At 54.3% G+C, this 25,108-nt stretch carries 27 protein-coding genes, 1 other RNA gene and 1 riboswitch; all 28 genes read left to right on the top strand.

What is annotated here, in order from left to right:
- Positions 1-7 precede the first annotated feature (7 nt).
- On the top strand, positions 8-871 hold the full coding sequence (locus tag Q0526_RS02600) for a methylenetetrahydrofolate reductase (RefSeq protein WP_298730579.1): 864 nt from the start codon (positions 8-10) through the stop codon (positions 869-871).
- Complete coding sequence (locus Q0526_RS02595; RefSeq protein WP_298730577.1) at positions 871-1,536, top strand: methionine synthase; 666 nt, start codon at positions 871-873, stop codon at positions 1,534-1,536. Before Q0526_RS02600 ends, Q0526_RS02595 begins: the two co-directional genes overlap by 1 nt.
- A 24-nt stretch (positions 1,537-1,560) precedes the next feature.
- Complete coding sequence (locus Q0526_RS02590; protein ID WP_298730575.1) at positions 1,561-3,960, top strand: homocysteine S-methyltransferase family protein; 2,400 nt, start codon at positions 1,561-1,563, stop codon at positions 3,958-3,960.
- Between the two features lie 66 nt (positions 3,961-4,026).
- A riboswitch (cobalamin riboswitch) is annotated at positions 4,027-4,228 on the top strand.
- A gap of 203 nt (positions 4,229-4,431) precedes the next feature.
- Positions 4,432-5,466, top strand: a complete 1,035-nt coding sequence (locus tag Q0526_RS02585) for an ABC transporter substrate-binding protein (protein ID WP_298730574.1) — start codon at positions 4,432-4,434, stop codon at positions 5,464-5,466.
- On the top strand, positions 5,463-6,551 hold the full coding sequence (locus Q0526_RS02580; RefSeq protein WP_298730573.1) for an iron ABC transporter permease: 1,089 nt from the start codon (positions 5,463-5,465) through the stop codon (positions 6,549-6,551). The genes Q0526_RS02585 and Q0526_RS02580 overlap by 4 nt, the downstream gene beginning before the upstream one ends.
- Positions 6,552-6,556: 5 nt before the next feature.
- Entirely contained in the window at positions 6,557-7,333 is a 777-nt protein-coding gene (locus Q0526_RS02575) for an ABC transporter ATP-binding protein (protein WP_298730591.1), read from the top strand.
- Positions 7,330-8,097 carry a sirohydrochlorin cobaltochelatase gene (locus Q0526_RS02570; RefSeq protein ID WP_298730572.1) on the top strand — a complete coding sequence of 256 codons (768 nt, stop codon included), beginning with the start codon at positions 7,330-7,332 and terminating at the stop codon, positions 8,095-8,097. Before Q0526_RS02575 ends, Q0526_RS02570 begins: the two co-directional genes overlap by 4 nt.
- A gap of 3 nt (positions 8,098-8,100) precedes the next feature.
- Entirely contained in the window at positions 8,101-9,228 is a 1,128-nt protein-coding gene (cbiD, locus tag Q0526_RS02565; protein ID WP_298730570.1) for a cobalt-precorrin-5B (C(1))-methyltransferase CbiD, read from the top strand.
- Positions 9,222-9,920 carry a precorrin-2 C(20)-methyltransferase gene (gene cobI / locus Q0526_RS02560; RefSeq protein WP_298730568.1) on the top strand — a complete coding sequence of 233 codons (699 nt, stop codon included), beginning with the start codon at positions 9,222-9,224 and terminating at the stop codon, positions 9,918-9,920. Before cbiD ends, cobI begins: the two co-directional genes overlap by 7 nt.
- A gap of 4 nt (positions 9,921-9,924) precedes the next feature.
- Positions 9,925-10,686: a precorrin-4 C(11)-methyltransferase gene (cobM, locus tag Q0526_RS02555; RefSeq protein WP_298730566.1), complete on the top strand. Its 762-nt coding sequence runs from the start codon at positions 9,925-9,927 to the stop codon at positions 10,684-10,686.
- Positions 10,683-11,672 carry a cobalt-precorrin 5A hydrolase gene (locus Q0526_RS02550; protein WP_298730565.1) on the top strand — a complete coding sequence of 330 codons (990 nt, stop codon included), beginning with the start codon at positions 10,683-10,685 and terminating at the stop codon, positions 11,670-11,672. Before cobM ends, Q0526_RS02550 begins: the two co-directional genes overlap by 4 nt.
- Positions 11,662-12,399 (top strand): precorrin-3B C(17)-methyltransferase, encoded by a 738-nt coding sequence (cobJ, locus tag Q0526_RS02545; protein WP_298730563.1) that lies wholly within the window; start codon positions 11,662-11,664, stop codon positions 12,397-12,399. The genes Q0526_RS02550 and cobJ overlap by 11 nt, the downstream gene beginning before the upstream one ends.
- Positions 12,396-13,142 (top strand): precorrin-6A reductase, encoded by a 747-nt coding sequence (gene cobK / locus Q0526_RS02540; RefSeq protein WP_298730561.1) that lies wholly within the window; start codon positions 12,396-12,398, stop codon positions 13,140-13,142. The genes cobJ and cobK overlap by 4 nt, the downstream gene beginning before the upstream one ends.
- Positions 13,133-14,335 (top strand): precorrin-6y C5,15-methyltransferase (decarboxylating) subunit CbiE, encoded by a 1,203-nt coding sequence (cbiE, locus tag Q0526_RS02535; protein ID WP_298730559.1) that lies wholly within the window; start codon positions 13,133-13,135, stop codon positions 14,333-14,335. The genes cobK and cbiE overlap by 10 nt, the downstream gene beginning before the upstream one ends.
- On the top strand, positions 14,328-15,677 hold the full coding sequence (locus Q0526_RS02530) for a cobyrinate a,c-diamide synthase (RefSeq protein WP_298730557.1): 1,350 nt from the start codon (positions 14,328-14,330) through the stop codon (positions 15,675-15,677). Before cbiE ends, Q0526_RS02530 begins: the two co-directional genes overlap by 8 nt.
- Before the next feature lie 5 nt (positions 15,678-15,682).
- Positions 15,683-16,756 (top strand): nicotinate-nucleotide--dimethylbenzimidazole phosphoribosyltransferase, encoded by a 1,074-nt coding sequence (gene cobT, locus Q0526_RS02525; RefSeq protein ID WP_298730555.1) that lies wholly within the window; start codon positions 15,683-15,685, stop codon positions 16,754-16,756.
- A complete protein-coding gene (locus Q0526_RS02520; protein WP_298730553.1) occupies positions 16,756-17,295 on the top strand; it encodes a bifunctional adenosylcobinamide kinase/adenosylcobinamide-phosphate guanylyltransferase in 540 nt (179 codons plus the stop codon). The genes cobT and Q0526_RS02520 overlap by 1 nt, the downstream gene beginning before the upstream one ends.
- Entirely contained in the window at positions 17,292-18,068 is a 777-nt protein-coding gene (locus Q0526_RS02515; protein WP_298730551.1) for an adenosylcobinamide-GDP ribazoletransferase, read from the top strand. Before Q0526_RS02520 ends, Q0526_RS02515 begins: the two co-directional genes overlap by 4 nt.
- Positions 18,065-18,403: a bifunctional adenosylcobinamide kinase/adenosylcobinamide-phosphate guanylyltransferase gene (locus tag Q0526_RS02510; RefSeq protein WP_298730549.1), complete on the top strand. Its 339-nt coding sequence runs from the start codon at positions 18,065-18,067 to the stop codon at positions 18,401-18,403. Before Q0526_RS02515 ends, Q0526_RS02510 begins: the two co-directional genes overlap by 4 nt.
- Positions 18,400-18,999, top strand: coding sequence for a histidine phosphatase family protein (locus Q0526_RS02505; protein ID WP_298730546.1), 600 nt, complete (start codon positions 18,400-18,402; stop codon positions 18,997-18,999). The genes Q0526_RS02510 and Q0526_RS02505 overlap by 4 nt, the downstream gene beginning before the upstream one ends.
- Positions 18,996-19,964: an adenosylcobinamide-phosphate synthase CbiB gene (cbiB, locus tag Q0526_RS02500; protein ID WP_298730544.1), complete on the top strand. Its 969-nt coding sequence runs from the start codon at positions 18,996-18,998 to the stop codon at positions 19,962-19,964. Before Q0526_RS02505 ends, cbiB begins: the two co-directional genes overlap by 4 nt.
- A gap of 4 nt (positions 19,965-19,968) precedes the next feature.
- The gene (locus Q0526_RS02495) at positions 19,969-21,021 is read left to right on the top strand and encodes a threonine-phosphate decarboxylase (protein WP_298730542.1); all 1,053 of its coding nucleotides are present in this window, start codon (positions 19,969-19,971) and stop codon (positions 21,019-21,021) included.
- Positions 21,018-22,514, top strand: a complete 1,497-nt coding sequence (locus Q0526_RS02490) for a cobyric acid synthase (RefSeq protein ID WP_298730540.1) — start codon at positions 21,018-21,020, stop codon at positions 22,512-22,514. The genes Q0526_RS02495 and Q0526_RS02490 overlap by 4 nt, the downstream gene beginning before the upstream one ends.
- The gene (locus tag Q0526_RS02485) at positions 22,511-23,188 is read left to right on the top strand and encodes a precorrin-8X methylmutase (protein ID WP_298730537.1); all 678 of its coding nucleotides are present in this window, start codon (positions 22,511-22,513) and stop codon (positions 23,186-23,188) included. The genes Q0526_RS02490 and Q0526_RS02485 overlap by 4 nt, the downstream gene beginning before the upstream one ends.
- Positions 23,127-23,450: an iron chelate uptake ABC transporter family permease subunit gene (locus Q0526_RS18750; RefSeq protein WP_366522019.1), complete on the top strand. Its 324-nt coding sequence runs from the start codon at positions 23,127-23,129 to the stop codon at positions 23,448-23,450. Before Q0526_RS02485 ends, Q0526_RS18750 begins: the two co-directional genes overlap by 62 nt.
- Positions 23,443-24,195 carry an iron ABC transporter permease gene (locus Q0526_RS02475; RefSeq protein ID WP_298730534.1) on the top strand — a complete coding sequence of 251 codons (753 nt, stop codon included), beginning with the start codon at positions 23,443-23,445 and terminating at the stop codon, positions 24,193-24,195. Before Q0526_RS18750 ends, Q0526_RS02475 begins: the two co-directional genes overlap by 8 nt.
- Positions 24,188-24,937, top strand: coding sequence for an ABC transporter ATP-binding protein (locus Q0526_RS02470; RefSeq protein WP_298730531.1), 750 nt, complete (start codon positions 24,188-24,190; stop codon positions 24,935-24,937). The genes Q0526_RS02475 and Q0526_RS02470 overlap by 8 nt, the downstream gene beginning before the upstream one ends.
- 90 nt (positions 24,938-25,027) lie before the next feature.
- Positions 25,028-25,108, top strand: an RNA gene (gene ffs / locus Q0526_RS02465) — signal recognition particle sRNA small type; the annotation flags it as partial.

Below are 25,108 nucleotides of genomic sequence, written 5' to 3'. Positions count from 1 at the left end.
AAGTAGTATGAAGATTATCGAACAGTTCAAAGCCAAGCGCTGTGTGTTTTCCATTGAGTGTTTTCCCCCTAAGCAGACCACGCAGATGGAAAAAATGCGTGCTACGCTGCATGAGATGAAGAAGCTGGCACCAGATTTTATCAGTGTGACTTTTGGTGCCGGTGGTTCTGCTGGCGGTGTTTCCACGGTTGAGGTGGCAGATTTAATTCAGAACGAATTGGGAATCCCGGCTTTGGCACATCTGATCTGCATGGGCAATGATCGTGCCAGTGCTGCCAAGATTCTTGACCAACTGGAGCAGGTGGGCGTACATGATGTGCTGGCGCTGCGGGGAGACCGCACGCCCACGCGGCCCGAAAGTCCCGATTTTGTACATGCATGCGACCTGACCGCTTTTATTAAAGAGAAGAAACCGATGTTTTCGGTGCATGGCGCTTGCTATCCCGAAGGACATCCGGAAGCGGAAAACCTGCGTCAGGATGTAGAAAATTTAAGAAGTAAACAAGAGGCAGGCGCTGAGCATCTTGTTACCCAGTTGTTCTTTGACAACATGCACTTTTACCGTTTTCTGAACCTTGCCCGTCGGGCTGGCATTACGCTGCCGGTTTCAGCTGGCGTTATGCCCATTGTGAAGCGCAGCCAGATTGAGCGGACGGTGGCGCTTTCCTCGGCCAGTCTGCCTTCGGATTTTACGCGGATGATTTCCCGTTGGCAAGATGATCCGGCGGCATTGTATGACGCAGGCATCGATTATGCGGTACGTCAGATGCGGGACCTCATCGAGGGCGGCGCGGACGGTGTACACCTCTATGCTATGAATGATGCGGTTGTGGCTGAAAAGGTGTATGACGGCATCCGGGATTTGCTGTAATGGTGCGGTCTACGCCGCCGTCCATTGACCGTGCCACTGCGCTGCGGTATATGGGAGCAGCCGGTTGGGAACCGGACGCTGCTTCCGCTGCGCTGCTGGACCGGGCGGAGGAACGGCTGCTGCAAACGGCTACACCCCGTGCAGTGTGGCGGATTCTGCCCCGGACAGCCGTTTCGCTGGAAAACCGAGGCCGAGACTTGGCGCGGCATTTGCAGAGCTGTGACCGTATTTTGTTGATGGCTGCTACCTTAGGCAGCGAAGTGGACACGCTGCTGCGCCGCATGGAACTGACCGATATCGCATTGGCGGCTACGGCGGATGCGATGGCCTCGGTTCTCTTGGAACAGGTCTGTGATGCGCTGGAGGAAGAATTGCGTGCCCAGCTGCGGGCAGAGGGTCTCTATTTGACAGGGCGCTTTGCGCCGGGATACGGGGACTGCCCGTTGGAACTCAACGAAGAAATCAGCCTTGCTGTGGATAGTGTGCGTGGCTGTGGTCTGGCGGTGACGGCGGAGCATTTGCTGGTCCCGCGCAAGAGTACCACGGCTTTGCTGGGCATTGCCGACCATCCGGTTACGGGCGCGATGGCGGGGTGTGGAACCTGCCATCTGCGAGAAACCTGTGCGTTTCGTAAAAAGGGAACGACCTGTTTTGCTCGAAACTAACATTGCAAAGGAGAGAAACTGCCTGTGCAGATCGAATCGATATTTGACCGCAGCCGTTATGTATTTCTGGACGGCGGTATGGGGACCCAGTTGCAAAAACGTGGCTTAAAACCCGGACAAAAACCGGAATTGGCCGCGCTGGAAATGCCGAAAGTTCTGACTGCCATCCATGCTGAATATGCAGCTGCGGGAGCGGACCTTTTGCTTGCCAATACCTTTGGGGCCAATGCCCGAAAACTTGCCGGAACCGGTTATACCGTGCAGCAAGTGGTGACTGCCTCTTTGGACTGTGCCCGTAAAGCGGCCCAGCCCAGTGGTGCGTTGGTAGGATTGGATATCGGCCCGTTGGGCGAGTTGTTAGCCCCTGCGGGGACTCTGCCTTTTGAGGAGGCATATGCTTCTTTTGCCGAGATTGTTCGGGCAGGTGTGCAGGGAAACGCGGATTTTGTCTTTCTGGAGACAATGACGGATCTCTACGAACTCAAGGCCGCTATTTTGGCGACAAAAGAGAACAGTAATCTGCCGGTTTTCGTGTCGATGAGTTTTGAGAGCCGAGGCCGGACCTTTACGGGATGTACGGTGGAGAGCTACGGAGCTACAGCGGCCGGCTTGGGGGCGGATGCCATCGGCATCAACTGTTCTTTAGGTCCTGCGGAAATCCTGCTCTTTGCCCAGCGATTGTGCCGCACGGTTCCGGCGCACATTCCGGTTTTTGTGAAGCCGAATGCCGGATTGCCCAACCCGGACGGCAGCTACAATCTGGATGCGGATGAATTTGCCCGAGAAATGCAGGCCTATACCTCGATTGGAATCTCGATGGTGGGCGGCTGCTGCGGCACGACACCGGACTATATTGCCAAATTACATCAGACTTTTGCACCGCTGACACCGGCACAGAAAATTCCGCTGCGCCGTAGCTGCCTGTGCACACCGGTACGCTTTGTGGAGGTAAACGGCATCACCGTGGTGGGGGAACGCATCAACCCCACCGGCAAAAAACGGCTCCAGCAGGCTTTGCGGGAAGGTGACAGCGCCTACCCTTGCGCGCAGGCAGTGGCGCAGGCGGAAGCCGGTGCTGAGGTACTGGATGTGAATGCCGGACTGCCCGGCATTGATGAGGCGGCTACCTTGGAGCGATTGGTCCAAGATTTGCAGGCGGTTACCGATTTGCCGCTGCAGTTGGATTCCTCCCAGCCAGAGGCACTGTCTCGAGCACTGCGGGTGTATAACGGCAAGCCTATTGTCAACTCGGTGAACGGCGAACAAAAGACGTTGGACGAGATTTTGCCTTTGTGCAAAAAGTACGGTGCTGCCGTAGTGGGATTGACTTTGGATGAACATGGGATTCCCAACAGTGCAGAAGGGCGATTCGCCATTGCGCAGAAGATTGTGGCGGCGGCTACCGCAGCGGGGATCCCCGAGGAAGATATTTATATCGATTGTTTGACTTTGACGGCCAGCGCCCAACAGGAAGGTGCCCAGCAAACGTTGGAGGCACTGACTCGCTGCAAACGGGAATTGGGTGTCCGTACAGTGTTGGGGGTTTCCAACATTAGTTTTGGCCTGCCGTGCCGCGGGTATCTGAATACGACGTTCTTGACGATGGCAATGGCCGCTGGGTTGGACCTTGCCATTATGAATCCCAACACGCCGGAGATGATGGCCGCTGTGCGGGCGTACCGGGTGCTTACGGCGCAGGATGCCCAAAGCGCAGACTATGTGGCGGCTTACGCCGATGTGCAGATTCAGACCCAGCAGGTCAGCAAGAATGCCGTACAGACTCAAACCGTTGCGGCGGCAGATGACGCTTTGTTTGAAGCGGTGCGCCGGGGATTGAAAGCGGAAGCTCATGCAGCGGCAGAAGCAGCGTTGGCGACCAAAGAACCGTTGGAAGTGGTCAACGCGTCTTTGATTCCGGCACTGGATGTGGTGGGGGATGGATTCGAAAAAGGAACCATCTTTTTGCCGCAGTTGTTGCAGGCAGCCACTGCGGCGCAGGCGGCCTTTGAAGTGATCAAGGCAAAGATTGCTGCGCAAGGGCAACCCCAGACAGCCGCTAAAGGAAAAATTGTGGTAGCCACCGTTAAAGGAGATGTCCATGACATCGGTAAGAACATCGTGCGGGTGATTCTGGAAAACTACGGCTATGATGTACTGGATTTGGGCCGGGATGTGCCTCCCGAACGAGTCGTGGAGGCGGTGCGGACTACGGGTGCTAAGCTGGTGGGGCTGTCCGCTCTGATGACCACCACGGTCCCCAACATGAAAGCTACCATTGAAGCACTGCATCAGGCAAAACTGGATTGTCAAGTCTGGGTAGGCGGCGCTGTATTGACGCCGAGCTATGCGAAAGAAATCGGTGCTGACTTTTACTGCAAGGATGCGAAGGCGAGTGCGGACCTTGCCAAGCAGATTTTGGGTTGAGCGCAGGAAAAACTATTTCAAAAAACCGCTGCCTCTTGCGGGGCAGCGGTTTTTATGGTATCCTGATACAACAAAGCATCCCAAGGTGCCCGGGACCCCGCGTGGTTGGCCGGGAGAATAGGGAAGCAGGTGTAAGACCTGCGCGGGACCGCCGCCGTAATGGCTGAGCCGGAACGTAACTTCATGTCACTGCACGCTGGTGTGGGAAGACGCACGTTCCGACAAGGAAGCCAGAGCCGGAAGACCTGCCTTGAGATTTATACTGCCGGATGCAACGGTACAAACCGCCGTTGTATCGGTTGCAGGACCCGTGCAGCGGACGGACCAAACGTTGGCGCGGAAAACGAAAGTGCATCGTGTTTTGAGGGCGCTTTGTTTCGGTATGGGTCTGTCTGGCTGGTAAGGTCGGGGCAGGCCTTTTCTTTTTGCGATGCAATTTCTACGGTTTGATAACCCATAAAGGAGAAGACTATGTTCCGTACTCGATGGCATCGTATCACAGTGTTTACCATCGCTTGCGCACTGGCACTCTGTGCTTGCGGCGTACAGCCAACCGACTCTTCCGAAAACACGATGGCTTCACAGGCAACGGCAGAAACGGCGTCGTATCAGCCCGTCACCATCACCAATTACGACTTTACCGGAAAGGAAGTACAGCATACCTATACGCAGGTGCCGCAGCGGGTGGTGGCGGTTTATCAGGGATCCATCGAAACCATGATTGCACTGGGACTAGAAGACCATGTGATCGCCAGCTATGGCCTTGACAACGAAGTGAAACCTGAATGGCAGGAAGGCTTTGCTGCTATGCACTATCAGGAAACGGTGTTTGCCCCGGACAAAGAAACCATCACACTGTTGCAACCCGACATGATTCTATCGTGGGGATCTCTGTTTGGCGATACCATGTTGGGGGATGTTTCCGCTTGGAACGAAAAAGGTGTCGCCACCTATATGAATTCTAACACACGGCCGGGTGGGTATCCTCGTACATTGGAAAACGAATACACGGATATTTTGAATCTGGGGCGGATCTTTGCGGTGGAGGACCGTGCGCAAGCTCTTGTGGAGGAGATGCAGGCCGAGATTGCTCGGACAGAGGAAGCGGTTCAGGGAAAGGAGACGGTCCGTGTAGCGGTAGTAGAACCGATGGGGGATTCCATCAGCAACTATGGGGCCAACACGCTGGCTGGAGATATGGTGACCCAACTGGGCGGCGAATTGGCCAATCCCGATGGAAACGAGATGAGCAAAGAAGATCTGTTGGCTTGTGATCCGGACGTCATTTTTGTGGTGTATATGGCGTATTCCGGTGACGATCCGGAAAGTGTTATGGCCAGTCAGAAGGCGGTCATTACCGAGGATCCGGCACTGGCCAGTCTTTCGGCGGTGCAAAATGACCGGGTCTACCTTGTTATGTTGGGGGATATCTATGCGGCGGGGCCGCGCACCATCGACGGTATTCAAACGTTGGCTGCTGGAATGTATCCGGAGCTGTCAAAATGAAAAAAGCTCAACATACAGGCAGATCTTGCCTTGCCGCCGACGCAGTCCTTGTATGGGTGCTGATCATCCTGCTGGGGGCTTCGTTGGTCGTGGCGGTTACCTTTGGGACTATGCCGTTGGCGGTGGAGGATGTCTACGGTGTTCTTCGCTATAAATTCCTTCATGCGGTGTTTCGGTTGCCGGTGCCTGCCGATTGGGCTGCCGGCTCTGCGCTGCACGATGTGGTTTGGTTGATTCGTCTGCCTCGTCTGGTGCTGGGAGCTGCTGTAGGCGCATCACTGGCAATATGCGGTGTAGTCATGCAGGCGCTTGTCAAAAATCCCTTGGCAGACCCGTATATTCTTGGTATCTCCTCCGGTGCTTCTTTGGGAGCGACGTTGGCAGCTCTGTTTGGTGTGGGGGCAATCTGGGGTGTCCGCTCGGTAGGGGCAATGGCTTTTGTAGGGGCTTTGCTTGTATCTTTTGCGGTGATGGCTTTGGCAAATGTAGGGGGGCGTGCTACTGCCGTAAAATTGCTGCTGGCAGGCTCGGCACTCTCCGCGGTTTGTGGCGCTTTTTCCAATTTCGCCATCTACCTGCGCAACGATGACCATGCACCTGCCCAGATCATTCGCTGGACGATGGGCGGGCTTGGGGCAGCCAACTGGCAAGACAATAGCGTGATGGTGGCGGCAACGATTTTTGGGTGCCTGTTTTTTGTTACCCAAAGCCGTACCTTCAACCTGATGCTGCTGGGGGATGACAGCGCTGTGACTTTGGGCACCGACCTGCACCGCTGGCGTATTCTGTACTTGGTCTTGACCTCTCTGTTGATTGGGTTGGCAGTATACAATGCCGGAACCATCGGCTTTGTAGGGCTGGTAGTCCCCCATGGTGTGCGGTTGCTATTGGGTACAGATCATCGCCGTCTGGTACCGGTATCGGCGCTGGTAGGGGCTATTTTTCTACTTTGGGCGGATGTGGCCTGCCGCACATTGCTGCCCGGAAATGAAATCCCCATTGGTATTTTGACCTCACTTTTGGGAGCACCGGTGTTCCTCTATTTAATGATGCGGCACCGTTATGGATTTGGAGGTGACGCTTAATGTCTATGGTGGAAACCAGAGATCTTAGTGTGACATTAAGCGGGCAGCATATTTTAGAGCACATCCATCTGACTGCTGGCAAAGGGCAAGTTGTGGGAATCATCGGCCCGAACGGCAGCGGAAAAAGTACTTTATTAAAATGTATTTATCGGGTGTTGCGGCCTACTGGCGGTGCGGTATGGGTGGATGGTCAAGAACTATCCCGCTATTCGGTACGACAAAGTGCGCAAAAGCTGGCGGTGGTAGCGCAGCATCATGCCTTTTCGTTTGATTTTACGGTACAGGAAGTCGTGCTTATGGGACGTTCCCCCCACAAACGTGCTATGCAGCGGGAAAACGCACAGGATTACCGTCTTGTGCGCGAAGCGTTGCAAACGGTGGGGATGGCTGATATGGAACGGCGTGTTTTTTCCACGTTGTCTGGTGGGGAGCAGCAGCGGGTTTTACTGGCACGGGCGCTGGTGCAGCAAACTCCTTGTCTTATCTTGGATGAACCTACCAACCATCTGGACATTCAATACCAACTGCAAATGATGGAGTTGGTCTGTTCTTTAAAACGTACGGTTCTGGTGGCGGTACATGACTTGAATTTGGCGGCGATGTACTGTGACCAGTTGTTTGCTCTCAAAAAAGGTACATTGGTGGGGAGCGGCTCACCGCGAGAGCTGTTGACGCCGTCGTTTATTGAAAGTTTGTATGGAGTAAAAGCTCGTGTGGGCGTGGATGAGGAAGGCATACCGTATATTTTGTACCGCCCCCACGGAAAGGAGCAACCAAAATGAAACAAGCGTTGGTTTGTGTCAGCTTTGGCACAACCGTGGCAAATGGCCGCAAAGATCTGTTGGCGGTAGAACAAGCTTTACGGGCAGCGGCGCCGGAACGCCAGTTTGTTTGTGCATGGACCAGTCGGATTATTCGCAAGCGAATGGCAGCACAAGGTGAGCTGGTAAACAGTTTGCCGGAAGCTTTGGAGCAGTTGGCCCGCGATGGGTATACCGATGTGGTCGTACAACCCACGCACTTGCTTTACGGGTATGAATACGATAAAATGAAAACCGAAATCGCCCCGTATACCGACTGTTTTGCCCGCTTTTCGTTAGGAAAACCACTGTTGGCCGATACCGTGGATTTACAGCGTGTCACCCGGATTCTCGGCACGGTGTACCCGTCAAACCCACAGGAAGCGCTGCTTTTCATGGGGCATGGTACGGAACACTTTGCGGGTGTGGTGTATCCGGCACTGCAAAGTACATTCGCTTTACAGAATCGTTTGGATGCGTTTGTGGCTACCGTAGAAGGCTGGCCGGGGCTGAAAGAAATCTTGCCCCAAATGCAGGCGGCAGGATATACCAAAGTACATCTGGTGCCGTTGCTGTTGGTGGCGGGGGATCATGCCTGTAAAGATATGGCTGGGCCAGCCCCAGAAAGTTGGAAAAGCCAACTGGAAGCGGCCGGTTTTACCGTGCGTTGTACGCTGGAAGGACTGGGACGCTTGCCAGAGATTCAGCAAGTATATTGTGATAAATTGCAAGAACTTTTGGAGTAGAACATGGCGTTTGATCATTCCATCCGCAGCGGGCAAAGGCTTTTGCGCTGTGGTTACACCACCGGTACCTGTGCGGCGCTGGCTGCACAGGGGGCAACACGGTTATTGCTGACAGGGATGGTGTCGCGTTCTATAACCCTGATAACGCCCAAAGGGTGGGATGTTACGGTTCGCCCTGCGTTGTTGCACTTGCAGGGGGATGCTGCAGTGTGCAGTGTGCAAAAGGATGCCGGGGACGACGCAGATGTTACCAATGGGTTGGCCATTACGGCCACCGTACAAAAAGAGAAGGCATCCGGTATTCAAATCGATGGCGGTAAGGGCGTGGGCCGCGTAACAAAACCGGGGTTGGATCAGCCGGTCGGTGCGGCTGCTATCAACCGTGTACCGCGGCAGATGATTGCCCAGCAGGTGGAAGCAGTATGTAAGGAAAGCGGGTACGTAGGGGGCCTTTCGGTTATCATCAGCATTGAAGGCGGGGAAGAAGCGGCACAGCGAACCTTTAATCCGCAGATGGGAGTTGAAGGAGGGCTGTCGATTCTGGGAACGTCGGGGATTGTAGAGCCTATGAGCGAACAGGCCATTGTGGATACGATCTCGTTGGAGATCCACCAACATGGGATGAACTCAAAGCGGTTGATTTTGACGCCGGGAAACTATGGAACAGACTTTCTCCGCGCACAGGGCTGGGACCAGCGCGGCGTGCCGGTGGTCAAATGTTCTAATTTTCTGGGGGAGGCGTTGGACTCTGCTGCGGTAGAGGGAATCGAGCAGCTACTGTTGGTGGGGCATATTGGCAAATTGGTCAAAGTGGCAGGCGGCATCATGAATACCCACTCACGGTATGCAGACTGCCGTACCGAGCTGTTCTGCGCCCATGCAGCCCTGTGTGGTGCTGATACAGGAACTTGCCGGGCTTTGCAGCAAGCAGCTACGGCGGATGCTTGTCTTGCAATTTTGGAACCGCTGCACCTGCAACAGGCTGTACTGGATTCTCTCCTACAGGCAATCCAGTCCCATCTGGAGCGTCGCATTGGCACGCAGTGTCAAATTGGTGCGGTTGTTTTTTCCAACACCTATGGTTTGCTGGGGATGACACCGCCCGCAAAGGAGATGTTACAACAATGGTAGAACACAAGGGAACGCTGTATGGTGTCAGCGTGGGGCCGGGAGATCCGGAGCTTATGACACTGCAAGCAGTGCGGCGGCTGCAAATGTGTCCGGTTATTGCAGCGCCTCAGACGAAGAGCGGCCAGATGCTGGCACTTGAGATTGCGCAAGGAGCGGTGGATTTAAGCGAAAAGACGATCGTCCCGCTGCAATTTCCCATGACCCGGGATGCGTCGGTTCTCCAAACTGCGCATGCAGCGGCGGCTGAGTCCCTGCGGCGTTATCTAGATGCGGGTCAGGATGTGGCTGTGCTCAATTTGGGGGATGTTTCCGTTTATGCAACCTTTGGATATTTGCAGCAACAGTTGCAGCCTTTGGGATATACGACTGTGATGTTGGCAGGGGTTCCCAGTTTTTGCGCGGCGGCAGCCCGGCTGAATCAGTCGCTGACAAGCGGTATGGAACAGCCACTGACCATTGTACCGGGGCGTGTTGCCGAGAAGGTTTTGGAACACCCCGGCAGTAAAGTTTTGATGAAGACTGGCCGTCAACTGCCCCAAACGTTGGAGAAGTTAGCGGCGCATGGCAGACTGGGACAAAGTGCGATGGTCTGTAATTGCGGCTTGCCGCAGGAGGAAGTCTGGCCAGATCTGTCACAATATGACCCGGCGCGTCCGGCAGGCTATTTTGCAACAATCCTTGTAAAGGAGTAAGACCATGGTGCATTTTGTGGGGGCGGGCCCCGGAGCAGCAGATTTGATCACTCTGCGCGGAGCGGAATTGCTGCAGCAGGCTGATTGTATCATCTACGCAGGCAGTCTGGTCAATCCGGCACTATTGGCCATGGCCAAGGATGGCTGTTCGGTATATAACAGTGCCGAAATGACGTTGGAAGAAGTGCTGGATGTTTTGCGTGCGCAGGAAGAACAGCGGCATGATACGGTGCGTCTGCATACAGGGGACGCCAGTTTGTACGGTGCCATTCGGGAGCAGATGGACGTATTAGATCGAATGGGGATCGCGTATGATGATACGCCGGGGGTATCTAGTTTTTGCGGAGCGGCTGCGGCGCTAGGCGCCGAGTATACGCTGCCCGGCATCAGTCAGACGGTAATCATCACCCGGATGGCGGGACGTACACCGGTGCCCGAACGGGAGTCACTTCGTGCGTTGGCTAGCCATGGTGCCAGTATGGTCATCTTCCTTTCGGCGGGACTGCTGCCGGCCGTGCAGCAGGAGCTTCTGAAGGGAGCATATACTGAGCAGACGCCGGCAGCACTGGTGTACAAGGCCAGTTGGCCGGAGGAAAAGGTGGTGCGCTGCACAGTGGGGACATTGGCATGCTGTGGTGAACAACAGGGCATTACCAAGACCGCATTGATTTTGGTGGGAGATTTTTTGCAGACTACTGACTATGAACGCAGTAAATTGTATGATCCTGCCTTTACAACGGAGTACCGAAAGGGGCACAAAGAATGAGTGTCGCTTGTCTTGCCTTTACGGGGCGAGGCTTTTCTCTGGCCCAAAAACTGGCACAGGCATTGGGAGGAACCGCGGATCGAAGCGGACAGCCAGTTTCTTTGCAGAACTGGACCCAAGCGCATTTTACAAAAGACAGAGCGCTGATCTATGTGGGGGCGGTGGGGATAGCCGTTCGTGCCGTGGCACCCTATCTGCAAAGCAAGACCACCGATCCGGCTGTTGTCGTAGTGGACGAATGCGGCCGATACGCGATTCCGCTCGTGTCGGGACATCTGGGTGGTGCAAACGATCTGGCCCGCAGGGTGGCGGAACTATGTGGGGCGCAAGCGGTTATTACTACGGCAACAGATTGCAATGGCCTTTTTGCAGTGGATGAGTGGGCACGCTGTCAGCATTGTGTTGTAATGAATCCTGCTTGCATCCGCAAAGTGTCAGGGGCCTTGCTGGCGGGAAAGGAGATCCGCGTAAAAACCGAGTATCCAATCGTCGGAATTCCGCCGCGGGGGGTGAAAGTGGTACAGAAGCCACCCTATGAAGTCTATCTGGGAAATGTGCCGCAACAAGCGTCCGTGCTTTGGCTGGTACCGAAAGTGACGGTATTAGGCATTGGCTGCCGAAAGGGGACCGGTATCGAAGCATTGGAAAAAGTGTTTCAGGCATCCGGCATCTTGCCGCAATCCGTTTGCGCCGTGGCCAGCATTGATCTGAAAGCGCAGGAAAAGGGGCTTTTGGCGTTTTGTGAACGGCACGCTTGGCCATTTCAGGTATACTGTGCAGAGGAACTGGCGCGGGCAGAAGGCTCATTTTCCGGTTCTGCCTTTGTGGAAAAGACCACAGGGGTAGATAACGTTTGTGAGCGAGCAGCAGTGTTAGGCAGTGGCGGTGGAAGCTTGCTATGCCGTAAAATGGTAGGATCAGGGGTTACGTTGGCAGCGGCCTGCAAACCTGTTCGATTGGATTGGAGATTTCACAATGTGTGGTAATTTGTATGTGGTAGGGCTAGGGCCGGGCAGCGAGGCGATGCTTACCGGTCAAGCGCGTGCAGCTTTGGCGGCGGTGGATGTGATCTGTGGTTACACGGTCTATGTGGATCTTGTGAAGCCGTTGTATCCAGACAAAGAAACCTATACGACCCCCATGCGCGGCGAAACAGAACGTTGCCGTTGGGCTCTGGAAACCGCCGCTGGGGGAAAACAGGTGGCTCTTGTATGCAGCGGGGATGCGGGGGTCTATGGAATGGCATCACCCGTGCTGGAATTGGCTAAAGACTATCCGCAAGTTCCTATCGAAGTGATTCCCGGGGTTACGGCGGCTTTGTCCGGAGCAGCCGTGTTGGGTGCACCGCTTGGACATGACTTTTGTGTTTTGTCTTTGTCTGATTTGCTCACGCCTTGGACGCTGATTGAAAAACGTCTGCAATGCGCGGTAGCAGGGGACTTTGCGCTATGTTTATATAATCCGGCATCGCACCGCCGCAAGGATCATTTGCAGCGGGCTGTGGATCTTTTGTTGGCTGCGGGTAAGTCTCCGCAGACCCCTTGCGCCACCGTGCGCAACATTGCGCGTCCCGGACAGGAAGCGCAATTCTATACACTGGAAACATTACGACAGGCACCGGTAGACATGTTTACCACTGTTTTTATCGGCAGTAGTACGACCAGACAGGAACGGTCATGGCTGATTACACCGCGAGGCTATCATAGCGTATGAACATTTTGATCTTCTCCGGCACTACGGAAGGGCGCTGTTTATCCAGAGCTTTGGCGCAAGAAGGTATACCGGTACAGGTTTGCGTTGCGACAGAATATGGGAAGGTGGATCAGGGAAGCTGTCCCGGCGTGCAGGTGCATTCAGGACGCTTGGATCTTTCCCAGATGGCTGAGCGTATGGGACCCGATACGTTGTGTGTCGATGCGACCCATCCTTATGCGACAGAGGCAACTGCCAATATTCAAGCAGCTGCGGTGCAGTCCGGCGCGACATATCAGCGGCTGCTGCGGCCTGCCAGTCCTTTGCCAAAGGATTGTCTGGTTGTCCATGATGCGAAGGAGGCTGTTGCCTTGTTGCAAAAGACGCAGGGCAATATTCTACTGACCACTGGTGCAAAAGAAGTGAGCGTATTTGCGCCACTGGGTGTACATCGCTTGTATGCGCGGGTATTGCCGCTGGAATCTAGCTTGGCAGCTTGCCAAAATGCAGGGATCCCGCCGGCACAAATCATTGCTATGCAGGGGCCCTTTAGTGAAGAACTGAATATTGCACTTCTGCGACAGTTTTCTATTCATTATCTGGTGACAAAAGACGGCGGTTCCCCCGGCGGATTTGCAGAAAAATGGAAAGCAGCCAGAACGTGCGGCGTCCAAATGGTCGTATTGCAGCGCCCGGCGGAACAGGGCGCATCCTATGAGGAAGTTTTGCAGTTTTGTAAGGAGTGGGTGGCACAATGCAGGTGAATTTGCTGGCACTAGGCGGCGGTACAACGGATACATTGTCGGAAGAGTCCCGGCGGGTACTTTTGCAGGCACAGCAAATTGTGGGGGCATCCCGCTTGCTGGAACAACTGCCGGAAGGGTGCACAACCAACCGCACTGCAGCCACAAAGCCCGAACAAATATTACAAGCGCTGCAGGCCGTGCCATGTGAGCAAGCAGCCGTGGTATATAGTGGGGACACAGGCTTCTATTCGGGGTGTCGGAATTTGGTGCCGATGCTGGAAGCGCAAGGAATCGCCTATACGGTGTATCCCGGAATTTCCAGTGTGCAATTATTGGCGGCGGCTCTCCATCGCCCTTGGCAAGATTGGGTTCTTGTTTCGGCGCATGGGGTACAATGCAATGCTGTGGCAGCGGTTATGAAAGGCCGACCGGTATTCTTTTTGACCGGGGGACGCCTCGGTGTTCCGCAGCTCTGTTCCCAACTGGTAAAAGCAGGGTTAGGACATTTGACGGTCACGGTAGGAGAAAATTTGAGTTATCCAGACCAGCGTATTACTATGGGAACGGCGCAGGAAATGGAGGAAAAACAGTTTTCACCACTGAGTGTACTGTTGACAGAAGCGATTCCGCAGTGTCCGCAGCGGGCACCCGGCTGGCCGGATGATTGGTTTGTGCGCGGCAAGGTGCCAATGACTAAGCAGTTTGTGCGTGCTGCGATTTTGTCGCTATTGGGCCCAAAACCAGAAGAAACGGTTTGGGATGTGGGGGCTGGTACCGGAAGCGTTAGTGTGGAGTTGGCAGCGGCTGTACAGGGAGGCTCGGTGTACGCGGTGGAATGTGAAGAAACGGCGCTTTCTTTGATCGGGCAGAACCGTACCAAGTTCCGCGTATGGAACCTACATACAGTGGCGGGACGGGCCCCGCAAGTGTTGACGGACTTGCCGACCCCGGATGCGGTGTTTGTGGGTGGCAGTAAAGGGGCAATGGAACCTATCTTACAGCAAGCCCTTACGAAAAATCCGAATGTACGGCTGTGCATTAGCTGTATTGCGCTGGAAACGCTGCAAACTGTGTTGAATTTTTGCCAGACGTATCATCTCAAACCACAGGTGACGCAGCTAGCGGTAAATCAGACTCAGCCGATAGGAACCGTGCACCTAATGATGGCGCAAAATCCCATTTATTTGGTGGCGATACATTGCGATGATTAACTGTATGATCTCTGCGCCGCAGTCCGGCGGCGGGAAAACTATCATGACCTGTGCGCTGTTGGCAGCGCTAAAACGGAAAGGCTTGAATCCATGCGCGTTCAAGTGCGGACCGGATTATATTGACCCTATGTTTCATCGTTCCGTACTGGGACTGGAAAGCCATAATCTGGACTTGTTCCTTTCCAGCGAAGAAACGGTGAGAAGTCTGTTTTCTCGTTATTCGGCGGAACATGGGGCGGCGATTTGTGAAGGCGTGATGGGGCTATACGATGGTTTGGGGGGGACGACGACTCGAGCCAGTGCATGGCATCTAGCGAATACATTGCAGTTGCCGGTCCTGTTGGTTTTGCGTCCCAAGGGAGCGAGCTTGACGTTGGCGGCCACAGTGCGTGGATTGCAGAACTTTCGCCCCGATAGCCATGTGGCAGGTATTTTGCTTAACGAGTGCAAACCTATGCTCTACCAAACGCTGGCACCGATGCTTGAGAGGGAGACGGGATTGCCGGTATTAGGATATTTGCCGCCTATGGAAGAAGCTCGACTCCCCAGCCGGCATCTGGGCCTTTATACAGCGCAGGAATTGAAGGATTTGGCCACTCGTGTAGAACGCTTGGGACAACAGGCGGAAGAAACGCTGGATTTGCCCAGAATTATGGCTTTGTGCAATCGGTCACAACAGCTTGTGCATCGAGAGGCAGCGTCGTTTCCGCCGCAAACTCGCATCGCGGTGGCACGGGATGAAGCGTTTTGTTTTTGCTATGCAGAAACATTGGATGCTTTACGTTTGGAAGGTGCCGAACCGGTCTTTTTTAGTCCGCTGCATGACGCAACACTTCCGCCTGATTGCGGTGGTATCTATCTGCCCGGCGGTTACCCGGAGCTGTATGCAAAGAAGTTGAGTCAAAATATCCCTATGCGTCAGACAATTCGGAAGGCAGTGCAGCAAGGCATGCCAACAGTGGCAGAGTGTGGCGGCTTTCTTTATCTAGGGCAAACACTGCAAGATTCACAGGGACAATCATGGCCGATGGTAGGCGCTTTACCGGGACAGGGCTTTCCGACGGACCATCTTGTCCGGTTTGGGTATGCGGTAATGACGGCACAAGAAGACAATTTGCTCTTTTCAGTAGGGACATCTGTCCCGATGCATGAATTTCACTATTGGGACAGCACCCAAAATGGGCAAGCCTGTATAGCCAGTAAACCGTTGGGCAAGCGGCAATGGTCTTGCGGCTTTGCAACGCCGACACTCTTTGCCTCATTTGCACACCTCTATATGGCTGGCGCACCACGGATGGCACGGCGTTTTTCCGATGCGGCGGCGCGGTACGAAAGGAAGTAACCTTCATGTCTGAACCGAACAACTTACAAACGCTGCTGAAAGGCATTTGTTTGCCAGATGGTGCAGCACGGGCGGCAGCTCAAAAGCGGTGGGCAGGCTGTGCCAAACCGTTGGGCAGCTTGGGTCTGTTGGAGGGGATAATCGCCGATATGGCGGCGCTGACAGGAACCGAGGAAGTTGCTCTTTCTCCGCGCACGGTTTTGGTTCTTTGCGCGGACAACGGCGTGGTAGCGCAAGGCGTGTCCCAATCGGGAAGTGAGGTGACAGGGATTGTCGCCCATGCTTTGGCGACTGGGCAAAGCAACGTCTGCCGTATGGCAGCATTGGCGAATTGTAGTGTATTGCCAGTTGATATGGGAATTTTGAATTTTACCCCGATACCGGGTATATACGAAAGCCGCATCGGTCATGGCACCGCTGACATCACCCAAGGCCCTGCCATGACCCGGGAACAGGCGGAGCAGGCGATTTTGGCTGGTGTGGAGTTGGTGCGACGCCAAAAAGCAGAGGGCGTGCAGTTGCTGGCTACCGGAGAAATGGGAATCGGCAATACAACTACCGCAACAGCGGTTGCCTGCGCTTTGTTGAAGCGGACACCGCAGGAGCTTGCGGGGCGGGGGGCCGGATTATCGGATGCAGGCCTTGCCCGTAAGCGCAAGGCAATCGAAACGGCGTTGGCTGTCAACTGCCCTGACGCAGACGACCCGGTGGATGTACTGGCCAAGGTTGGCGGGTTTGATCTAGCGGGGCTTTGCGGTGTTTTTCTGGGTGGTGCGTACTACCGTGTGCCGGTTCTGGTAGATGGCGCAATCAGTGCAGCGGCGGCGCTTTGTGCGGCGCGGCTGTGCCCCGCAGCAACGGCTGCCGTTTTTGCTAGTCACGAAAGTGCAGAACCTACCGGAAAGCTGTTGCTGCAGGCATTGGATAAAAAGCCTATCCTTACAGCGGAGATGCGGCTGGGAGAAGGAACCGGCGCAGTGGCAGTTATGCCTATTTTGGATATGGCGTTGGCGATCTACCACGGCAGTACGTTTTCGGATTATGGTATGCAACCCTATACACCTCAGGGAGGACAATGATGCAGTTCCTTGTGATTGGCGGATCAGGGAGTGGCAAAAGCGAATATGCAGAACGGCTAGCATTGCAGTTGGCCGGGGCGGGTCCTCGTATCTATTTGGCTACGATGCAAGTTTGGGATGCTGAGTGCCGCGCTCGTGTGGAGTGTCATCGACGGCAACGTTCAGGACGAGGCTTTGTAACGGTGGAATGTCCGCGAAATCTTGCGGAATGTAAGGCTGCGGAACTTGACGGCAGTGGTACCATTTTGCTGGAAGATCTTGGAAACTTGGCGGCTAATGAATTATATGCGCCGGGGGCAGATAGTCAGAGTGCAGAGCGTGCCATTTTACAAGGGGTGGAACAGCTCGCCCAAAGAAGCCGTCATCTGGTTCTGGTTTCTAACGAAGTGGGAACTGGCGGAACACGGTACGCTGGTGATACCGTACAATATCTTCGCTTATTGGGGCACCTGCATCAACAACTCGCGCGGCAAGTGGACCATCTGTGCGAAGTGACTGGCGGGATGCCTTATTACTATAAGGGAAGGAATCTTTTATGATCATACTGGAAACTGTCGCAGTGGCTTTTGCCATGTTTAGCGCCATTCCGGTACCGCAGCCTGCATGGAACGAAAAAAATATGCGGTATGTATTGTGTGCCTTTCCGCTGGTGGGCGTAGTATGCGCTGTGGCTTACGGACTTTGGGCTGCACTGTGCGGAAACTGGCCGGTACCCGATTTGTTGGAAGCGGCGGGGTACTGTCTGGCTCCGGTACTTATTACCGGAGGGATTCATCTTGATGGCTATGCCGATACCTGCGATGCACTGGCCAGCTATGCGGATGCTGCTAAACGGCAAGAAATTCTGAAAGACCCGCATTGTGGTGCTTTCGCACTGATTTGTGTGTGCAGCTATTTTGTGGCCTATTTTGCCTTGTGCGCATCCCTTACGATGGATGCGCGTACGCTGGCATGCTTGGGCTTGGGGTTTGTGCTGGAACGGGCACTTTCCGGCTGGGCTGTGGCTACGTTGCCGTTGGCCAAGAATACTGGTCTGGCCCACACCTTTGCCACGGCTGCGGATCGTCGTATGGTTCGTTGGATCTTGGCGGTTTTGGCGTTCGTGCTATCGGCTGCTTTGATGGCAGTAGGCGGCATGGCAGGAATCTTGATGGTGGCAGCAATGCTGTTTGTGTTATGGCGCTACCACACGGTGGCGCAAAAGCAATTCGGAGGAATCTCGGGGGATTTGGCCGGATGGTTTTTGCAAAAAGCTGAATTGTGGATGTTGGCGGCATTGGTACTGTGCCGTATTGTGGAGGGAACCCTATGATTTTCCTGTTTGGGCCGTTGTACAGTGGGAAACGGGCTTTTGCCTGCAAACTGCTTCACTGCAGGGAAGAAGAGTTGTCCAACTATGCGGTTTGGGACGTACAGGATCAGGCCGCGCAAGCAGAGGACCTCGCGGCACTGGCGCAGGAACTGACCCGTTATCCGGTGGTTATTGCCACGGAGGTGGGTGGTGGCGTGGTTCCGGCAGATGCCCGGGAACGGGCCGCACGAGAAGCTGCCGGCCGACTCAACTGTTTGCTCAGTGACCGCGCAGACACCGTTGTGCGGGTTTTTTATGGTTTGCCTCTTGTATTGAAAGGAAGTCTATCACAATGATTATCTATTTGCTGCGGCATGGTACTACGATCTACAATCTTGAAAAAAGGTATCAGGGGCAGCGGGATATCCCGCTTTCTGAGGATGGCAAGGCACAAATTCGACAGGCGGACTTTTCTGCCGAGGAAGTATATGTTTCTCCGCTGATTCGTACGCAGCAAACGGCACATTTACTCTTCCCCAACGCAAAACAGATTGTGGTGGAAGATTTGAAAGAGATGAATTTCGGGAGTTTTGAGGGCCGCAATTACATCGAAATGGAACATGATCCGGACTATCTTGCTTGGGTAGAGGCGAATTGTGAAACAGCTTGTCCCGACGGAGAACGCAAAGACCAGTTTTGTGATCGAACCTGTGCGGCCTTTTCTCGGCTGGTTGATGAGAGTTTGCAAAAAGGGAAAAAGCAACTGGTCATTGTGGCCCATGGGGGAACTCAAATGGCGGTGATGGAACGATTTGCTATACCGCATTATGCGTATTATCACTGGTGCGCACCCAACGCAGGGGGGTACAAATTGGATGCTTCCCATTGGGCGCAGGAACAGCATCTTACTTTGCTGGAAACGGTACAATATAGCAAAGGGAAGATGGTATGACGGTCAGCATAGCAATTCTTGTAGGATTTCTGGTAGATCTTTGGCTAGCAGATCCCGTGTGGATGCCGCACCCTGTCGTAATCATGGGGCGCTGCATCACCCGGATGGAAACCTTCTTGCGGAAACAGTTTCCTGCGACTGAACAAGGCGAGCGTAAAGCAGGTTGCGTGTTGGCAGCCATATTGCCTTTGGCGACGCTTGCGTTTACGGAAATTGTGTGTTGGGGAGCTTTTTGGCTGCACCCGATACTCGGTATGATTGTACAGGTGGTTTGGTGTTGGCAGGCATTGGCTGTCAAAGGGTTGGCCGTGGAGAGCCGCAACGTGTACCGTTGTCTTGCAGAGGAAAACTTGCCAGCGGCGCGAAAAGCAGTTTCTCGCATTGTGGGCCGGGATACACAAGCACTTTCGGAGGAAGGTGTCGCCAAGGCGGCAGTAGAAACTGTGGCAGAAAATTTCTCCGATGGGGTAGTAGCACCCTTGTTCTACATGGTAATTGGTGGTGCACCATTGGCACTATGCTATAAAGCCGTCAATACCATGGACAGTATGGTGGGCTATAAAAACGAGCGATACTTACACTTTGGCAGAGCGGCAGCAAAGCTGGATGACGTTGCCAATTATCTGCCGTCGCGATTGGCGGCCTTGTTTTGGATTGCCGCTGCGGCCTTGACGGGACAGAATGCGCCAAAGGCTTGGCACATTTGGCGCAGAGATCGGCGCAACCATGCCAGCCCCAACAGTGCACAGACTGAATCTGCCTGTGCAGGTGCACTGGGAGTACAGCTGGCGGGACCGGCTTACTATTTTGGAGAATATTACGATAAACCTACGATTGGGAATCCGGAACGTCCGGTGGAACCGCAGGATATTTTACGAGCCAATCGGATGTTGTTTGCTGCTTCCTTTTTGGCGGTCGCAGCAGGGATTGCCTTGCGCAGCGGGATTCTATTACTCTTGAGGTGATACAATGCAGTTGGTACACGGCGGCGATTGGGCCGGCTTTCAAACAGAATATGGCTACACGCCGTTGGACTTTTCAGCCAATGTGAGTCCGTTGGGGGTACCACAAGGGATACAGACTGCGATTGCAAACGCGGTAAAAATCGCAGACCGCTATCCCGATCCGCTGTGCCGTGCGCTTCGGCAAGCCATTGGAAAAGAGGAAAACGTCCCACCGGAATGGATCCTGTGCGGCAATGGGGCAGCAGATCTGATCTGGCGTCTTGCTGCCGCACAACGTCCGCACGAAGCGGTGCTGCCTGCGCCTTCTTTTGCAGAGTACGAGGCAGCGCTGCAATCGGTTCAGTGTAGGGTGCACCGAGTTTTTCTTGCACAAGAGATGGATTTTTCTGTGGGAGAGGATTTTTTGCAAGCCGTGGATGTGGATACCGATCTGGTCTTTCTTTGCGAACCGAATAATCCGACCGGTAAAACGACGTCCATGCGGCTTTTGCGGCGGCTTGTGGAACGCTGTGCCGCGATGGGGGCTATCCTCGTGGTGGATGAGTGCTTTTCGGATTTTTTAGAGGAGCCGAATGCACATACAGTGCGGCCACTGCTTCCGACATACCCGAATTTGGTGATTGTAAAAGCCTTTACCAAATTGTACGCCATGGCTGGTGTAAGGTTGGGGTATTTGCTTTGTTCCAACCCCATCTTGTTGGAAAAGCTGCGCTTAGCTGGTTCTCCATGGTCGGTCAGCAGTCTGGCGCAGATGGCCGGCATAGCGGCTCTGCAGGAGAAAGACTATGTTTCCCGCGTGCGCGACTTGATTCAAAAGCAGCGTCCTTTTTTGTCACAGGGGTTGCAGATGTTGGGCCTGCGCGTTGTGCCCGGAGAAGCTAACTATCTGCTGTTTCAATGTGAAGTGCCGCTTCTTGCGCCACTGCGAAAGCGGGGCATTTTACTGCGCGGCTGTGGGAATTATCCTGGATTGGATGATACATGGTATCGCACGGCGGTGCGCACCGAAACAGAAAATCGCCGCTTGCTGGCGGCACTTGAGGAGATTATACGATGACCAATACGCACCACACCCGATGCATCATGGTACAGGGCACTATGTCAGGAGCAGGGAAAAGCCTTTTGTGTACGGCTCTTTGTCGCATTTTTGCACAGGATGGTTTCCGCGTAGCACCTTTCAAAAGCCAAAACATGGCGCTTAACAGCTATGTTACACGGGATGGACTGGAAATGGGGCGCGCACAGGTGGTACAGGCACAGGCAGCAGGAATCAAACCTGATGTGAGGATGAATCCCATCTTACTTAAACCGTGCAGTGATACCGGAAGTCAGGTCATCGTTCGAGGAGAAGTGCGCGGTCGGATGCCCGCGGCACAGTATTTCCGCTATAAAAAGCAACTGATCCCGGAAATCCTCGACGCCTATCAGAGCCTTGCTGAGGAATATGATATTTTGGTGATTGAAGGAGCGGGAAGCCCGGCAGAAATCAATCTCAAAGCGGAGGATATCGTCAATATGGGGTTGGCGCAGATGGTTCACGCGCCGGTACTTTTAGCGGGCGATATCGATCGTGGGGGTGTTTTCGCGCAGTTGTATGGAACGGTGGCACTTCTGGAACCGCAGGAACAAGCACGAATCGGCGGATTCATTATCAATAAGTTTCGGGGGGATCCGGAAATTTTGCGTCCGGGGCTGTCCATGCTGGAAGAACGCACCCGGATTCCGGTGTTGGGGGTCGTGCCCTACCTGAATGTGGACATTGATGAAGAAGATTCTTTGGCGTCTTGCCTTAGTACGGAATCTGTCCATAAACCGATAGACATTGCAGTGGTACGCTTTCCTCGCATCTCGAATTTTACGGACTTTACACCGTTGGAAAGTCATCCGGCACTGGGGGTGCGGTATGTGAGCGAGGTGGCAGCACTGGGACATCCGGATTTGATTGTTTTGCCGGGGACCAAGAACACGGTGGAAGACTTGCTGTGGATGCGCCAAAATGGATTGGAAGCGGCTGTTTTGAAAGCGGCTTCGGCACAAACGCCGATTTTGGGCGTTTGCGGGGGGTATCAGATGCTGGGTCGAACGCTGCGGGATCCTGCGGGAACAGAAGGAAACATTTCGGGGCGAACACTGCATGGTTTGGGATTATTGCCTGTTGACACAACGTATACCGCTGCTAAAACTCGTACTCGCGTGCAGGCAATGGTGACAAGCGAACCGTGGAGTGGGGCTTGCGTGGACGGCTATGAGATTCATATGGGTGATACGCAGGTGCAGGGGCAACCGTTCTGCCGCTTACAGAATGGAGTAGGAGAAGGTTGTTGTCAGGGGCTTGTGTGGGGAACGTATCTGCATGGGTTGTTCGATACTGGAGAACTCACTGTCAAATTGGCAGATTGGCTTTGCCAACGCAAGGGAATAACGCTGCAACAAGCAGCACCGGTGAATCACCATACGTATTTGCAGCGGCAGTTCGATCAACTGGCTGATGGGGTACGCCGTGCGCTGGATATGCAGGCAATTTACCGATTGATGGAGGAAAGTCGATGATGCCACAACATACGCTGCCCGCGGATATTGAGCGGACCAGTATGCAGATTATAGAAAAGGAACTGGCGGAACAAGGCATTGTAATTCCCCCGGAAAATGCGGCGGTGGTGCACCGCGTCATTCATGCTACGGCGGACTTTAGTTATGCCCAAACGCTTCGCTTCACATCGGGAGCTGTGGAAAAGGGGATAGAAGCACTGAAACGGGGCGTCAGCCTCGTGACGGATACCAATATGGCGTTAGCCGGACTCAGCAAGCCGTCTTTGGCATCACTGGGCAGTGCAGCGTATTGCTTTATGGCGGATCCGGAAGTGGCGAAACGTGCCAAACAAGAGGGAACGACGCGGGCAGTGGCATCCATGCATCATGCAGCACAATGCTGTCCCGATGCGATTTTTGCAGTAGGAAATGCACCGACGGCACTTTTGGCGTTGGGAGAACTGCTGAAGCGGGAGGAACTGCGACCGGCATTGATTGTGGCGGTGCCGGTGGGATTTGTCAATGTGGTGGAGAGCAAAGAAACGCTGTTTTCCATTTGTACAGAAAAAGAGGTGCCGTGTATTGCGGCAATGGGGCGCAAAGGTGGAAGTACGGTAGCGGCAGCAATCTGTAATGCGCTGCTTTATTCAGCGACTGGACGTCTGGATCCAACCGCTCGAGGATGGCAAGGGTGACTTGATGAAATATCTACAAAAACGAGCAGCAATCCCGGTTGTGTTGGGGTGCTTAACAGGGGTTCTAATAGTGGCGTCGGTGGCAGCCCTCTGCCTTGGCAGCCAACCCTATTCTTTAGGGCAGATGTGGCAGGCGCTAAAAGTTCAAGATCCACAGGATCCGGTGTGGCGGGTGATGGCCTATGTGAGACTTCCGCGAATGCTAGGGGGCTTGTTCTCTGGGGCGGCTTTGGCGGTGGCTGGTGTAAGCGGTATTGAATAATGCTATGGCCAGTCCCAACGTGATTGGCGTCAATGCGGGGGCCGGATTTTTTGCCTTGCTGGCTATGGTGGTGGTCCCCACAGTACCCGGCGCGATGCAGTTTGCCTCCTTTTTGGGGGCGTTGGGGTGCTCTATGCTTGTGTATCTGCTGGCATGGCGTGCGGGGCTTTCCCGAACCACTTTGGTATTGGCCGGTCTCGCGGTTAGTGGAATGCTGACTGCAGGGATCAACACTTTGAAATTGCTTTGGCCAGAAATCGTGGCCAGTTCTCCGGGCTTTTTGACGGGAGGACTTTCTGGCGTTACGATGGGAATGTTGGCGGCAGCGTTTCCGTACTTTGTGGTGGGACTGCTGTTGGCCCTATTTTTGGCGGTTGATTTGAATGTACTGTGCTTGGGCGAAGAAAGTGCCACCGGCCTTGGGTTACACGTTACCCGTACGCGTTTTCTTGGTATTTTGGCGGCAGCACTTTTGGCAGGAGCAGCGGTCAGCTTTGCAGGCCTTTTGAGTTTTGTGGGGTTGCTGGCACCGCACATTGTGCGCCGGCTGGTTGGAAACGATCATCGGGTGTTGCTGCCGGCGTCTGCGCTGTTGGGGGCTGCCTTTGTTGTGATTTGCGATATTGCCGCACGACTGCTTTTTGCACCATTTGAGCTTCCGGTTGGGATTTTGCTCTCGCTCATCGGTGGACCGTTCTTCCTGAGCTTGCTGCTCCATCGAAAAAGGGGGCGTCTCTATGTTTGAACTTCAGCGTGTGGCAGTGGGATATGACGAAAAGCCTTTGCTGCAAAATATCAGCTTTGCCGTTCAGAATGGTCAGATTACTACGCTGGTAGGAACCAACGGCTGTGGAAAGACAACGTTGCTGAAGGCAATCGCCCGACAGTTGCCATTGTTAGAAGGAAAGATTCTATTGCAAGGACGGTCTATTCAAGAGTACGACCGCAAGGAATTTGCCCGTGCAGCGGCATTCATGCCGCAGGTACGCAATATTCCCGAAATCACGGTGCGCGGTCTGGTCAGCCATGGTCGATTTCCGTATCTGGGCCTCTCTCGGCAGATGACCACAAAGGACCGCGCGGCGGTAGAAGAGGCTATGCAGGTTACTGGGGTGGCGCGTTGGGCCAATCGAGATCTGCGGGAGCTTTCCGGCGGTGAACGGCAGCGTGTGTACTTAGCAATGGCATTGGCGCAGGGGGGACAAACGATTCTGCTGGATGAGCCTACCACCTATTTGGATGTGGCGGCGCAGTTCGAACTGCTGGAATTGCTGCGTACGTTGGCAGATCAAGGCAAAACGGTGCTGTTGGTGCTACATGACCTTGCGCAGGCACTGCAGTACAGTGACCGCGTGGCAGTTTTGTCACAGGGAAAGTTGGCGGCCTTTGATACCCCCGCGAATCTTTTTGAACAAAAACTACTGGATGGTATTTTTGGCGTGACGCTTTGCCGAGCACCGGAAGGGACCTACTATCTGCGGCGTTAAAATCCTACGGTGCCACCTCTTGCAATTATCCGGCCAATATTGTATAATACCTTCTGCGGACAGGGCTGAATTGCGCTGTTTTGCGTACAGATGTGGGCCCCGTGCGTGGGTGGCCTGTGAACCATGTCAGGCGGGGAACCGAGCAGCATTAAGCGGCGCTCGTCCAGTGCT

Source organism: uncultured Subdoligranulum sp. (assembly GCF_937890665.1).
This window is presented reverse-complemented; position numbering and strand designations above follow the sequence as displayed.

Coding starts and splice junctions, on each gene's coding strand:
- Q0526_RS02600 (WP_298730579.1), top strand. CDS start 8: ATGAAGATTATCGAACAGTTCAAAGCCAAGCGCTGTGTGTTTTCCATT.
- Q0526_RS02595 (WP_298730577.1), top strand. CDS start 871: ATGGTGCGGTCTACGCCGCCGTCCATTGACCGTGCCACTGCGCTGCGG.
- Q0526_RS02585 (WP_298730574.1), top strand. CDS start 4,432: ATGTTCCGTACTCGATGGCATCGTATCACAGTGTTTACCATCGCTTGC.
- Q0526_RS02580 (WP_298730573.1), top strand. CDS start 5,463: ATGAAAAAAGCTCAACATACAGGCAGATCTTGCCTTGCCGCCGACGCA.
- Q0526_RS02575 (WP_298730591.1), top strand. CDS start 6,557: ATGGTGGAAACCAGAGATCTTAGTGTGACATTAAGCGGGCAGCATATT.
- Q0526_RS02570 (WP_298730572.1), top strand. CDS start 7,330: ATGAAACAAGCGTTGGTTTGTGTCAGCTTTGGCACAACCGTGGCAAAT.
- cbiD (WP_298730570.1), top strand. CDS start 8,101: ATGGCGTTTGATCATTCCATCCGCAGCGGGCAAAGGCTTTTGCGCTGT.
- cobI (WP_298730568.1), top strand. CDS start 9,222: ATGGTAGAACACAAGGGAACGCTGTATGGTGTCAGCGTGGGGCCGGGA.
- cobM (WP_298730566.1), top strand. CDS start 9,925: ATGGTGCATTTTGTGGGGGCGGGCCCCGGAGCAGCAGATTTGATCACT.
- Q0526_RS02550 (WP_298730565.1), top strand. CDS start 10,683: ATGAGTGTCGCTTGTCTTGCCTTTACGGGGCGAGGCTTTTCTCTGGCC.
- cobJ (WP_298730563.1), top strand. CDS start 11,662: ATGTGTGGTAATTTGTATGTGGTAGGGCTAGGGCCGGGCAGCGAGGCG.
- cobK (WP_298730561.1), top strand. CDS start 12,396: ATGAACATTTTGATCTTCTCCGGCACTACGGAAGGGCGCTGTTTATCC.
- cbiE (WP_298730559.1), top strand. CDS start 13,133: ATGCAGGTGAATTTGCTGGCACTAGGCGGCGGTACAACGGATACATTG.
- Q0526_RS02530 (WP_298730557.1), top strand. CDS start 14,328: ATGATTAACTGTATGATCTCTGCGCCGCAGTCCGGCGGCGGGAAAACT.
- cobT (WP_298730555.1), top strand. CDS start 15,683: ATGTCTGAACCGAACAACTTACAAACGCTGCTGAAAGGCATTTGTTTG.
- Q0526_RS02520 (WP_298730553.1), top strand. CDS start 16,756: ATGCAGTTCCTTGTGATTGGCGGATCAGGGAGTGGCAAAAGCGAATAT.
- Q0526_RS02515 (WP_298730551.1), top strand. CDS start 17,292: ATGATCATACTGGAAACTGTCGCAGTGGCTTTTGCCATGTTTAGCGCC.
- Q0526_RS02510 (WP_298730549.1), top strand. CDS start 18,065: ATGATTTTCCTGTTTGGGCCGTTGTACAGTGGGAAACGGGCTTTTGCC.
- Q0526_RS02505 (WP_298730546.1), top strand. CDS start 18,400: ATGATTATCTATTTGCTGCGGCATGGTACTACGATCTACAATCTTGAA.
- cbiB (WP_298730544.1), top strand. CDS start 18,996: ATGACGGTCAGCATAGCAATTCTTGTAGGATTTCTGGTAGATCTTTGG.
- Q0526_RS02495 (WP_298730542.1), top strand. CDS start 19,969: ATGCAGTTGGTACACGGCGGCGATTGGGCCGGCTTTCAAACAGAATAT.
- Q0526_RS02490 (WP_298730540.1), top strand. CDS start 21,018: ATGACCAATACGCACCACACCCGATGCATCATGGTACAGGGCACTATG.
- Q0526_RS02485 (WP_298730537.1), top strand. CDS start 22,511: ATGATGCCACAACATACGCTGCCCGCGGATATTGAGCGGACCAGTATG.
- Q0526_RS18750 (WP_366522019.1), top strand. CDS start 23,127: ATGCGCTGCTTTATTCAGCGACTGGACGTCTGGATCCAACCGCTCGAG.
- Q0526_RS02470 (WP_298730531.1), top strand. CDS start 24,188: ATGTTTGAACTTCAGCGTGTGGCAGTGGGATATGACGAAAAGCCTTTG.